Raw genomic sequence first — 11,919 nt, forward strand, 5'->3', positions numbered from 1 at the left:
CGAAAATGAAGAAACTGCTTTTGGGCGTCGCCTTTGCGGCGCTGATGAGTTCGTCGGCACTCGCTGCCAAGGTCGGCGTGTCGATGGCCAAATTCGACGACAACTTCCTGACCGTCCTGCGCAACGGCATGATCGAGCAGGCCAAGGGCATGAGCGGCGTCGAGTTGCAGGTAGAGGACGCGCAGAACGACGTCGCCAAGCAGCTTGACCAGATCAAGAACTTCGCCGCCTCGGGCGTCGACGCGATCATCGTCAACCCGGTCGACACTTCGGCCACGCAGGCGATGTCCGACGCAGCCGCCGCCGCCAAGATCCCGCTGGTCTACGTCAACCGCGAGCCGGTCAATGTCGACACGCTGCCGGACAACCAGGCTTTCGTCGCTTCGAACGAGGCTGATTCCGGCACGCTTGAGACCAAGGAAGTCTGCCGCCTGTTCACGGAAGCCGGCAAGAAGGAAGCCAATGTCTATGTGATCATGGGCGAGCTGTCGAACCAGGCCGCCGTGCAGCGCACCAAGGACATCGAAGAGGTGATCGCCACGCCGGAATGCAGCTTCATCAAGATCATCGACAAGCAGACGTCGAACTGGGACCGTGACCAGGCCCAGAACCTGATGACCAACTGGCTGTCGACCAACAAGCCGTTCGATGGCGTCATTGCCAACAATGACGAAAGCGCCATCGGCGCCATCCAGGCAATGAAGGCCGCCAACATCGACATGAAGACGGTTGTCGTCGGTGGCGTCGATGCCACCCAGGACGCGCTTGCCGCAATGCAGGCGGGCGACCTTGACGCGACGGTATTTCAGGATGCCGCCGGCCAGGGTGCCGGTGCTCTCGACGCTGCGCTCAAGCTGGCCAAGGGCGAGAAGGTCGAACACAAGGTCTACGTCCCCTTCCAGCTGGTGACGCCGGCAAACATCGACAAGTTCCTGAAGAAGAACTGAGTTTCGGACCGATTTGGAGCGGCGTGAAACAGCGCCGCTCCTCCTTTCCCGATTTGCCCGAGCGGGTGGCGGGAGCGCGAACGCGGCCGACGGAGGACAGAAGACGTGGCACAGACATCTCATGGCGTCGGCGGGCTCACCTACGATGCGAAGAAACGCGCATGGCCGGCCGAGTTCAACGTTTTCCTGGCGCTCGTCATCCTCGTCGGCGCCTTCGAACTGATCGGCCGGGTCTTCCTCGGCGACAGTTTCCTGTTCAACACCCGCGACAATGTCGACGCAATCTTCAATCAGCAGCGGCTCGAGATCATCATCCTGCAAGTGTCGATCGTCGGCATCATCGCCATCGGCGTGACGCAGGTGATCATTTGCGGCGGCATCGACCTGTCCTCAGGCTCGATCGTCGGTGCCACTGCGATGATCTCCATGAGCTTCGCCCAGGTGGCGATGGTCAACGGCAACCCCAACCCCAAGGCGATGTTCCTCGCGCAGGGCTGGACCGACCTGCCGGTGATCGTACCGGTGCTGGTCGCGATCGGCTGCGGCCTGCTGGCTGGCCTGGTCAACGGCTTTCTGATCGCATACACGCGCATCCCACCCTTCATCGCCACGCTCGGCATGATGGTGACGGCGCGCGGCATCGCCAAATGGTGGTCCAAGGGCCAGCCAATCTCATTTCCGACAGACGGTTTCGCGGCAATTGGCAAGGGCCTGATGCCGGTCGTCATCTTCATTTCGCTGGCGATACTGTTCCAGCTGATCCTGACCTACACCAAATACGGCAAGCACTGTTATGCCATCGGCTCCAATGAGGATGCCGCGCGCATGTCGGGCATCAAGATCGCCAACCACAAGATCCTCGTCTATGCCATCGCCAGCATCCTCGCCGCGCTCGCCGCCGTGGTGCTGTGCTCCAAGAACCTGACCGCTCAATCCGGCATGGGCGTGATGTACGAACTCGACGCCATCGCCATGGCGGTCATCGGCGGCGTCTCGCTGTCGGGCGGCCGCGGCTCGATCATCGGCACCGTCATCGGCTCGCTGATCTTCGGCGTCATCATCTCCGGTTTCACCTTCCTGCGCCTCGACGCCTACTACCAGGAGATGGTCAAGGGCGTGATCATCGTCGGCGCGGTGGTTCTCGACCAATGGCGCCAGCGCCGCCGCGCGATAGGAGGTTGATCATGTCGGACATCGTTCTGAAGACCGAAAACCTGACCAAGCGCTATGGTGGCGTGCATGCCCTCGAAGGCGCCAATTTCGAACTGCGCAAGGGCGAGCATGTCGCCATCATGGGCGACAATGGCGCCGGCAAATCGACCTTCGTGCGCCAGATCACCGGCGTCGAACAGCGCACCGACGGCAAGGTCTGGTTCGACGGCAAGGAAGTAAACTTTTCCGGCCCGATCGAAGCGCGCGAGGCCGGCATCGAGACCGTGTTCCAGAACCTGGCGCTGGCCGACGATCTCGACGTGCCCTCCAACCTGTTTCTCGGCCGCGAGAAGGTGCTGTTCAATCTCGGGCCGTTCTCGATCCTCGACCGCAAGTTCATGCGCAAGGCGACCGAGGCGGCTCTTGTCCGCACGGCGGTCAAGATCCCCAACCTGTCCAGCACCATCCGCCACATGTCGGGCGGTCAGCGCCAATGTGTGGCGATCGCCCGGACCGCGACCTTTGCCTCCAAGCTCATCATCATGGACGAGCCGACGGCGGCACTCGGCGTGCAGGAGACGGCGCAGGTCGAAAACATCATCCGCACGCTGAAGGAAAATGGCGAGCCTCTGATCCTGATCAGCCACAACATGCGCCAGGTGTTCGACCTGGTCGACCGTATCGTCGTCTTCCGCCGGGGCAAGATCGTCGCCAATCTGCGCAAGCAGGACACCGACGGAAACGATATCGTCTCCTACATCACCGGCGCCAAGACCGGGGAGGCGGAACTCGCGGCCTAGAGCATGATCCCGAAAAGTGGAATCCGGTTTTCTCGGACAAAAACGGGAACCGTTTTGTCCAGAGATCATGCTCAAACAAAGGGCTCTAGGCCGGGCGCGGAGGCGGTGGTCATCGCCTCCCTGTCGATCTTGTCTTGACCGGAAAATCACCGGCGCCCATGACCGGGCGCCCCGCTTCGAACCACCCTCAAAGGAATTTCCATGACTGTTCGTTTCGCCCTCCTTGGTGCCGGCCGCATCGGCAAGGTCCATGCCCGCGCCGTCGGCTCCAATCCGCAGGCCAAACTGGTCGCCGTTGCCGACGCCTTCGAGAAGGCGGCGACGGAGCTGGCGATAGCCTATGGCGCCGAAGTGCGCACCATTGACGCCATCGAAAAATCCAAGGACATCGACGCCGTCGTCATCTGCACGCCGACCGACACCCATGCTGATCTGATCGAGCGCTTCGCCAAGGCCGGCAAGGCGATCTTCTGCGAGAAGCCGATCGACCTCAACGTCAAGCGCGTCGAGAAGTGCCTGGCCGTGGTCGAAAAGGCCAAGGCGACGCTGATGGTAGGCTTCAACCGCCGTTTTGATCCGCACTTCGCCGCCGTGCGCAAGGCGATCGACGACGGCGCCATCGGCACCGTCGAGATGGTCACCATCACCTCGCGCGACCCGGGCGCCCCGCCCATCGACTACATCAAGCGTTCGGGCGGCATTTTCCGCGACATGACCATCCATGATTTCGACATGGCGCGCTTCCTGCTCGGCGAAGAGGTGGTCGCGGTCAGCGCCCATGCGTCGGTGCTGGTCGACAAGAAGATCGGCGAGGCCGGCGATTTCGACTCGGTCAGCGTCATCCTCGAAACCGCTTCCGGCAAGCAGGCCGTCATCTCCAATTCGCGCCGCGCCACCTATGGCTACGACCAGCGCATCGAGGTGCACGGTTCGAAGGGCATGGTCGCCGCCGAGAACCAGCGCCCGGTGTCGATCGAACTGGCCAACGAAAAGGGTTATACACGCCCGCCGCTGCACGACTTCTTCATGACCCGCTACCTCGACGCCTATGCCATCGAGATCGCCGCTTTCATCACCGCGGCAACCACCGGCAAGAAGGCGGCGCCGAGCGGGGCCGACGGCCTCGTGGCGTTGAAACTGGCGGACGCGGCGCTGAAGTCGGCGACCACAGGCAAGACCGTCCGTCTCGACTAGGTGTGTTGATATTCAGGTGAGGCCGGCCTGCAAATGGCGGCTTCCTGCGCTTCCGGTGCTCACGTACCTAAAAGTACGCTCCGCTCCGGTTCTCGGAAACCGTCATTTTCGACTCGGCCTGATCTGAATCTGAAACACACCTTAATTTTGGTATCCAACCCAGGAGCAAAGCGATGAGCGCATCGGCCGATCGCAATTCACAGACACGCGCCATCGTCACCGGCGGCGCACAGGGCATCGGCTTTGCCGTTGCCGAGGCGTTAGCCGACGAGGGTTGCCGGGCATTGGCGCTCATTGGCCGCTCTCAGGAGAAGGGCGACAAGGCAGTCGCCCATTTCAAGAAATTGGGCGTCGACGCCATCTTCATCAGCACCGACGTCTCAAAAGTGGCTGACTGCAAGCGTGCAGTCGAAACCGCGATCGTGCATTTCGGCACCATCAATGCGCTGGTCAATGCCGCCGCCACGTCGGCGCGCGGTTCGCTGGTCGAAACCAGCGAAGAGCTTTTCGACACCATCTTCGCCACCAATGTGCGCGGACCGTTTTTCCTGATGCAAGGCGTGGTGGCGCATCTGCTGGCGCGCAAGGCTCCCGGCTCGATCGTCAATGTGCTGTCGATGTCGGCGCATTGCGGCCAGTCTTTCCTGACGCCCTACTCGACCAGCAAGGGCGCGCTGATGACGCTGACCAAGAATGTCGCCAACGCCTATCGCGGCAACCGCATCCGCAGCAACGCCGTGCTGCCCGGCTGGATGGACACCGAGGGCGAGGCGATCGTGCAGAAGAAATGGCACGACGCGCCGGACGACTGGCTGGCAAAGGCCGAGGCCGCGCAGCCGATGGGCCAGTTGGTCAAGCCGACGCAGCTCGCCCGGCTGATCAGCTACATGGTCAGCCCGCAGTCCGGCGTCATGACCGGCTCGCTGGTCGACTACGACCAGAGCGTCGCCGGGGCTTCGCCGGAGTAGGGAGCCAGCGCCGCGGCCGACCCATTTCTCCCCGTATAGTGACGGGGAGAGGGGCGCTCTCGCCAGCGATTTCGCCAACTCATTTACGGCACGTGACAAACGCCGCCGCTTCGACTATATGAGCCTCATGATCAACCTGACCGCCTCGTATTGGTACTTTAGGAGCTCGCTGGCGGCGGGAGGATTGCGCTCGATCTGAAGATTGCAGCAACAAGTCCGAACAGCCGCCAGACCTGGCGGCTTTTTTGTTTCAGCCGGCAGGTCTCCTAAAAAACAGGAGCAGAAAGCCGTGTTGACCACCACAGACGACCTTCGGGTCACCGAAATCAGAGCATTGAGCGCGCCGGAAGAGGTGATGCGCGAGATACCGCGCACGCTGACGGCGACGCGTACCGTCGCCACCGCGCGCAACGCGATCCATTCCATCCTTACGGGGGCCGACGATCGACTGCTTGTCATCGTTGGCCCTTGTTCCATCCACGATCCGGTCGCGGCCGTTGACTATGCCAGCCGTCTGGCGGCGCTGCGCGAGACCCTGTCCGACCGGCTCGAGATCGTCATGCGTGTCTATTTCGAGAAGCCACGTACCACGGTCGGCTGGAAAGGCTTGATCAATGACCCCGACCTGGACGGCAGCTTCAATATCGAGAAAGGGTTGCGGATGGCGCGCAACGTCTTGTCGGCCGTCAACAATCTCGGCCTGCCGGCAGCAACCGAGTTCCTCGACATGACCATCCCACAATACATCGCCGACCTCGTCGCCTGGGGTGCCATCGGCGCGCGCACCACCGAGAGCCAGATCCACCGCGAGCTTGCTTCCGGCCTGTCCTGCCCGGTCGGCTTCAAGAACGGCACTGACGGCAATTTGCGGATCGCCGCCGAGGCGGTGAAATCGGCCGCCCAGCCGCATCATTTCATGGCGGTGACCAAGGGCGGACGCAGCGGCATCGCGACCACCACCGGCAATGAGGATTGCCACGTCATCCTGCGTGGCGGCGTTCAGCCCAACTATGACGCGGCAAGCGTCGCGGCGGCCTCGGCGGAACTCGCCCGCATCGGCGTCGCGCCCCGTCTGATGATCGACGTCAGCCACGCCAACTCAGCCAAGAAGCCGGAGAACCAGCCCAAGGTGGCCGCGGACGTGGCGGGTCAGGTCGCGGCTGGCGACGAGCACATTATCGGCGTCATGATCGAGAGCAATCTCGTCGCCGGCCGCCAGGACGTCGTGCCTGGCAAGCCGCTGGTCTACGGCCAGAGCATCACCGACGGCTGCATCGACTGGGCGACCACCGAGACGGTGCTGCACGGCCTTGCCGGCGCCGTGGAATGGCGCCGCTCGGCCCGCCGCACCATGCTGGAGAGCCGGCAGGGAGCGGCTTGACGCGGATGCCACATAAGGGAGGGCGGCGCTTGCAGAGATCACGCCGCCCTCAGCCCCTCCCAGGCGGTAAACACGGCAACCGCGAAGAGCAGCAGTCCGGCCGCGCGGCCTGCAAAAGCGGTCGCGCGCGGGTTGGCGACCAGAAGCGTGCGGCTGCGGCCGGCCGAGATTGCCAGTCCGCCATAGATCGCGGCCTGCGTCAGCACCGTCAGCAGCCCCATGACCGTCGCCTGCATCCAGATCGGGCCGTAGGCCGGCTTGAGGAATTGCGGATAGACGGCAAGCACGAACAGATACGCCTTCGGATTGATCAGGCAGGTCACAAAACCCTGGCGAAAGGCCTTCCAGGCGGAGCGGCTGCCGGCCGGCCCATCCTGACCGACCGTGATGGAGCTGCGCATCAGCGTGATGCCGATGAAAGCCATATAGGCGGCGCCGGCGATCAGCAGCGGCTTGAACAGGATCGGCACGAAATGCATGAGCAGGCCGACGCCGATGGCACCGTTTAGCGTGTGCACGATGCCACCGACCATGATGCCGCCGGTGGCGGCGAGCCCCCGGTCGCGCCCGCCGGTCAGCGCATTAGCGAGCACGAACAGCATGTCCATGCCCGGCACGACGATGATGCCGAACAACAGAAGAAAAAACAGCCATAGATTTTCCGCGTAGCTCATGTCAGTTGCCTGTCGCCTTCTGCCGGCGTGTTGCCGAGGTATCTGTTGATTTTCAATCCGATAGGCAGTCCTATAGGTCACCCCAACTGACGGGGATGTGTCAGTAGCGTTCGGACGGGTGAGGAAATGCGCAAGGCGTCGCGCCTGTTCGAGATCATCCAGATTCTGCGGCTGGCACGACAGCCGGTGACGGCAGCAATGATTGCCGGACAGCTGGAAGTGACGGTGCGCTCGATCTATCGCGACATCGCCGCGCTGCAGGCGATGCGGGTTCCGATCGAAGGCGGGCGCGGCATCGGTTACATATTGCGCCCCGGTTTCGACCTGCCGCCATTGATGTTTTCGATCGAGGAGATGGAGGCGATCGTGCTGTCGCTGGCGCTGCTCGAGCGCACGGGCGACAGCGAGCTCAAGCAGGCGGCCAAGCGCGTCAGCGCCAAGGTTGCGGGTGCAGTGCCGCCGCCCTTGCGTCAGGCGTTCGACGCCAATGCGTTGCATGTCTGGGGTTTTGCCGCGCCATCGATCGGTGCTGTCGATCTGGCGCTGGTGCGCCGCGCCATCCGCGACGAGGAGAAGCTTGACCTTTCCTATCGTGACGAAATGGGCCGTGCCTCCGAACGCCTGATCCGCCCGATCGCGCTCATCTACTACGCCGAGACAGCCAACATCGTCGCCTGGTGCGAACTGCGCCAGGCGATCCGCAATTTCCGCAGCGACCGGATCGAGGACTGCCAGCCGACCGGGCTGCGCTTCAAGGGCGAAGGCGACCGCTTGCGGCAGATATGGGTGGACGGCTGGGAGACCCCGGCAGCCAGCGGCTGAGACGAGCGGATATTACCGCACATCCACCCAGCGCTTCTCCTCGAACGAGCGCGCCATCGCATGCACGGTGCGCTCGATCTCCAGCCCTTCGTCGAAGTCGATGATGCGCGCCGGCTTGCCAGCGAGGCGCGTCAACAGTTCGCGGCATTCGATGATCTTGAGATCGTTGAAGCCAAGACCATGGCCGGGCGCCGGCAGGAAGCTGTCATAGGGCTTGTGGTGCGGCGCCACCAGGACGGTGCGATAGCCTTGCTCGGTCGGCCGGTCGGCGGTGAGGTAGAGCTGGAACTCGTTCATCCGTTCCTGGTCGTAGAGGATCGAGCCTTTCGAGCCAAAGATCTGGATGGCGATGCGGCCCTTGCGGCCCCAGGCCGAACGGTTGACCAGCAGCGTGCCGGCCACACCGTTTTCGAGATGCATCAGCACGCTGGCAATGTCGTAGGTCTCGACCGCGCGCCGGCCGCCGGTCGCGACCTTGCGGTCGGCATAGGGCTTGGCCATGTCGCACATGACGCGGCCGACGCGGCCGAACAGCACCGAAATCAGCGACAGCGGATGCACGGCAAAGTCGTCGAGCGCGCCATAGCCGGACGATGCCTCATGCTTCCAGAAGAACAGCGCCTCCGGGTCGGCCATGAAGTCCTCGTCCATCTCGATGCGCACAAGGTTGACCTCGCCGATGATCTTTTCTTCGAGCAGCGCGCCGATGTGGCGGATGGCCGGGTTCTGAATGTAGTTGTAGCCAAGTGCGGCCACCTTGCCCGACTTCTTCGCCGCTGCCGCCATCGCTTCGGCCTCGGCAAAGCTCGGCGCCATCGGCTTTTCGCACCACAGATGCTTGCCGGCCGCGAGGATGGCGATGGCCATTTCCGGATGGAACTGGTTCGGCGTGGTCAGCGAGACGATATCCACCTCGGGATCGTTGACGACGGCACGCCAGTCGCCGGACGCCTTGGCAAAGCCAAACTCGTCCGCCTTGCGCCGGGCCAGCTCCTCACTGACCTCGCCAAGATGCACCAGCCGCGGCTTGGCCACATCAGGAAAGACGGCGCCGACGGCACTCCATGCAATGGCATGGCACTTGCCCATGAAGCCCGTACCGATAAGACCGACTCCGACCATTTCCCTTGTCTCCGCTGACTGAAAAGTCTTGGCGGATGAATTAGTCCATTTTTCTCAGGAATGGAACGCCTGCCTCATTTTTTATGGTGTTCTTGCGCAGGCTCGCTATGATGAGGCAGAGAGGGTACCGACCAATGAGCCTGGGCAAAGCGACGATGGACGAACGGGTACCTCGCGATTTTGAGACGCTGCGGGCAACGATCCTGGAGCGGCGCGAAAGCCTGCCCAAGCGCATCGCCCAGATCGCCGCCTATGCGCTCGACAATCCCGACGACATCGCCTTCGGCACCGCCGCCAGCATCGCTGCCTCGGCCGGCGTCCAACCTTCGACCTTGATCCGTTTTGCCCAGCAACTCGGCTTCGATGGTTTCACCAGCCTGCAGTCGGTGTTTCGCGAACGCCTGCGCGAGCGCAATTCGTCCTATGATGAAAGGCTGCTGGCGTTGCGCGCCAAGGCCGAGGAGGGCGCCGGCCACCGGGCGATCTTCGACGGCTTTGTCGCCGCCTCCAGCACCTCGCTCAACGACATTTCACGCACGCTGAACGAAGCCCATTTCGAAGTGGCGATCGCTCTGCTGGCGAAGGCCGAAACCATCTATGTGCTGGCCAAGCGCCGCTCCTATCCGGTCGCGTCCTACATCGCCTACGCGCTTGGCAAGCTCAAGATCCGCAACCAGTTGATTGAGTCCGCCGCTGGCCTCAACGCCGAGATGATCGGTTTTGCCACACCGAGAGACGCCGTCATCGCCATCAGCTTCTCGCCCTACGCGCCGGCAACGATCGAGGAAGCACAGACCATTTCGGAACAAGGCGTGCCGATCGTGGCGATCACCGACAGCGCCTTTTCGCCGCTGGCCAAGTTCGCCAGGGTCTGGTTCGAAGTCGCCGAGGCCGATTTCGCCGGCTTCCGCTCGCTGTCGGCGACAATGGCGCTGGCCATGGCGCTGACCGTCGCCGTTGGCGAGAAACGCCGTGACACGGGCAAGAAGCGCAGGGTCTAGATGACCTCTGCGGCCGCTTCGCCTCCCGCCACAAGCCGCGCTGCGTCGCGAGCGGGCGGCGATCCGAACTGACGGGCATATTCCCGGCTGAACTGTGAGGCACTCTCATAGCCGACGGCAAAGGCGACCTGTGCCACGTTGCCTGGCTGGGCAACCAGCAGATGGCGGGCCTCCAGCAGCCGGATCTGCTTTTGGTACTGGATCGGGCTCATCGCCGTCGCCGCCTTGAAGTGGCGGTAGAATGCGGCGTTGCTCATATGCGCGATGTCCGCCAGATCTTCGACCCGGATCGGCTCATGGCAATGCATCCGGATCCAGGCGATCGCCTGCCGTATCCTGGACAAATGGCCATCGGCGCGCGCCAGTTGGCGCAGCTTCCCGCCCTGCGGGCCTTGCAGCAGCCGAAACAGCATCTCGCGTTCGAGCATCGCCGCCAGCACCGGAATCTCGGCTGGCCGGTCAAGCAGCCGCATCATTCGACGCAGTGCATCCAGCAATTCGTCATTGACCGGAGAGGTGGAGAAATTGTCGCCGCCGAGGGCCGGCTCGTGCTCGACGAGCAGCGCGGCGACAGCCTGCAGGTCAAGGGTGAAGCCGATGGCCAGGTAGGGACGGGCAGCATTCGCTTCGACCAACTGGCTGATGGTCGGCGTGTCGACAGTGTAGATGAAATAGCTGGCGGGATCGTAACGAAGAGCCCGGTCGCCGATCAGAACCGTCTTCGCGCCCTGCAGCACGAACAGAATCCCCGAACCCCACACGCCCGCCACCGGTGCCGTGGTGACTTCGCTGCGGCCGATCGAAACGCGGGGGATAGCCGTTGCTGTTCGTCGCCCGCGCGCATGGCGGCCGGCAATGTCGATCAGCTCTCGTAGGGCCTCGCTCATGGCGCGAACATCGCGCATCCCCACGCGCCACGCAACCATCGTGAGAGGATTAGGCAAGAGCGGGAGAGGTTTCGGCGCGCGGAATTCCCCGTGCTGTCCCAAATGGATGTCTTCCGCACCAACCCAGGAGACACAGACATGACGGCAACGAGAAGCGCTGTGGTGACCGGCGCCAACAAGGGCATCGGCCGCGAAATCGCCCGGCGGCTGGCGACGATGGGCTTCAAGGTCTGGCTCGGCGCCAGGGACGCCGAACGCGGCATGGCGGCGGCGCAAGCCTTGCGCGCCGAAGGCCTGGACGTCTACTGGCTCGGGCTCGACGTCACACAGGATGACAGCGTTGCGGCCGCGGTCGAAACCGTCAGCGCGGACAGCTCCTGCCTTGACGTGCTGGTGAACAATGCCGGCGTCGCCATCAACTACGATCCGCCGCCAAGCCGGCAGCGTGTTGCCGACATCCAGGCCACCTATGACGTCAATGTCTTCGGCCCGATCCGCGTGACCCAGGCGTTCCTGCCGCTGCTGCTTGCAGCGCCGACCGCCCGCATCGTCATGGTGAGCAGCTCCACCGGCTCCATCGGACGCGCGCTCGACCCCGCCACGGCCAATTCTGCCGTCAACCTGATGGGCTATGGCAGCTCCAAGACTGCCCTGAATGCCATAACCGTGGCCTTTGCCAGGGAGCTCGCGCCGCAAGGCATCAAGATCAACGCTGCGGCGCCCGGCTACACCGCCACCGATCTCAACGGGTTCAAAGGCCACCGCACGGTGCAGCAGGCGGCTGAGATTGTCATCCGCCTTGCCACCCTCGACGCCGATGGTCCGACCGCCGGGTATTTCAGCGACGACGGCGCGCTTGCCTGGTGAATTTGTGAATTTGGCGGCACTTTTCAGCCAAGGAATGCTCATTCCATATTGACTATGGATTGGAATTATTATTTCATATTGAAGGCGCCACGCTGCCGCTCGCG

12 protein-coding genes are annotated in these 11,919 nt (G+C 63.1%); 9 read left to right on the forward strand and 3 right to left on the reverse strand.

Annotation, left to right across the window (positions count from 1 at the left end; translation table 11 throughout):
* Positions 1-5: 5 nt before the first annotated feature.
* The 6 genes from AC1DX6_RS02315 to AC1DX6_RS02340 all read left to right on the forward strand — a co-directional run bounded on the left by AC1DX6_RS02315 (position 6) and on the right by AC1DX6_RS02340 (position 6,442).
* A complete protein-coding gene (locus tag AC1DX6_RS02315) occupies positions 6-947 on the forward strand; it encodes a sugar ABC transporter substrate-binding protein (RefSeq protein WP_477310818.1) in 942 nt (313 codons plus the stop codon).
* A 105-nt stretch (positions 948-1,052) separates the two neighbouring features.
* Entirely contained in the window at positions 1,053-2,129 is a 1,077-nt protein-coding gene (locus tag AC1DX6_RS02320) for an ABC transporter permease (RefSeq protein WP_477310820.1), read from the forward strand.
* 2 nt (positions 2,130-2,131) lie between these two features.
* The gene (locus AC1DX6_RS02325) at positions 2,132-2,899 is read left to right on the forward strand and encodes an ATP-binding cassette domain-containing protein (RefSeq protein WP_477240637.1); all 768 of its coding nucleotides are present in this window, start codon (positions 2,132-2,134) and stop codon (positions 2,897-2,899) included.
* Between the two features lie 201 nt (positions 2,900-3,100).
* Positions 3,101-4,093 carry an inositol 2-dehydrogenase gene (iolG, locus tag AC1DX6_RS02330; protein WP_477310822.1) on the forward strand — a complete coding sequence of 331 codons (993 nt, stop codon included), beginning with the start codon at positions 3,101-3,103 and terminating at the stop codon, positions 4,091-4,093.
* Between the two features lie 173 nt (positions 4,094-4,266).
* Positions 4,267-5,061 (forward strand): SDR family oxidoreductase, encoded by a 795-nt coding sequence (locus AC1DX6_RS02335; RefSeq protein ID WP_477310824.1) that lies wholly within the window; start codon positions 4,267-4,269, stop codon positions 5,059-5,061.
* Between the two features lie 289 nt (positions 5,062-5,350).
* Complete coding sequence (locus AC1DX6_RS02340; protein WP_477310826.1) at positions 5,351-6,442, forward strand: 3-deoxy-7-phosphoheptulonate synthase; 1,092 nt, start codon at positions 5,351-5,353, stop codon at positions 6,440-6,442.
* Positions 6,443-6,480: 38 nt separating this feature from the next.
* On the opposite strand, the gene AC1DX6_RS02345 is transcribed toward AC1DX6_RS02340, so the two are convergent.
* Positions 6,481-7,116, reverse strand: a complete 636-nt coding sequence (locus tag AC1DX6_RS02345) for a LysE family translocator (RefSeq protein WP_477310828.1) — start codon at positions 7,114-7,116, stop codon at positions 6,481-6,483.
* Positions 7,117-7,242: 126 nt separating this feature from the next.
* Here AC1DX6_RS02345 and AC1DX6_RS02350 point away from each other — a divergent pair, with 126 nt between their 5' ends.
* On the forward strand, positions 7,243-7,938 hold the full coding sequence (locus AC1DX6_RS02350; protein WP_477310830.1) for a helix-turn-helix transcriptional regulator: 696 nt from the start codon (positions 7,243-7,245) through the stop codon (positions 7,936-7,938).
* A gap of 12 nt (positions 7,939-7,950) precedes the next feature.
* Here AC1DX6_RS02350 and AC1DX6_RS02355 read toward each other — a convergent pair whose 3' ends face one another.
* Positions 7,951-9,060: a Gfo/Idh/MocA family protein gene (locus tag AC1DX6_RS02355; RefSeq protein ID WP_477310832.1), complete on the reverse strand. Its 1,110-nt coding sequence runs from the start codon at positions 9,058-9,060 to the stop codon at positions 7,951-7,953.
* 155 nt (positions 9,061-9,215) lie between these two features.
* Here AC1DX6_RS02355 and AC1DX6_RS02360 point away from each other — a divergent pair, with 155 nt between their 5' ends.
* Positions 9,216-10,061, forward strand: a complete 846-nt coding sequence (locus AC1DX6_RS02360) for a MurR/RpiR family transcriptional regulator (protein WP_477311880.1) — start codon at positions 9,216-9,218, stop codon at positions 10,059-10,061.
* On the opposite strand, the gene AC1DX6_RS02365 is transcribed toward AC1DX6_RS02360, so the two are convergent.
* Entirely contained in the window at positions 10,058-10,948 is an 891-nt protein-coding gene (locus tag AC1DX6_RS02365) for an AraC family transcriptional regulator (protein WP_477310834.1), read from the reverse strand. The two genes, AC1DX6_RS02360 and AC1DX6_RS02365, sit on opposite strands and share 4 nt — an antisense overlap.
* A 138-nt stretch (positions 10,949-11,086) precedes the next feature.
* Here AC1DX6_RS02365 and AC1DX6_RS02370 point away from each other — a divergent pair, with 138 nt between their 5' ends.
* Positions 11,087-11,815, forward strand: coding sequence for an SDR family oxidoreductase (locus AC1DX6_RS02370; protein WP_477310836.1), 729 nt, complete (start codon positions 11,087-11,089; stop codon positions 11,813-11,815).
* The last annotated feature ends 104 nt before the right edge of the window (positions 11,816-11,919 follow it).

The sequence above is a fragment of the Mesorhizobium sp. P2_C4 genome, assembly GCF_056404575.1.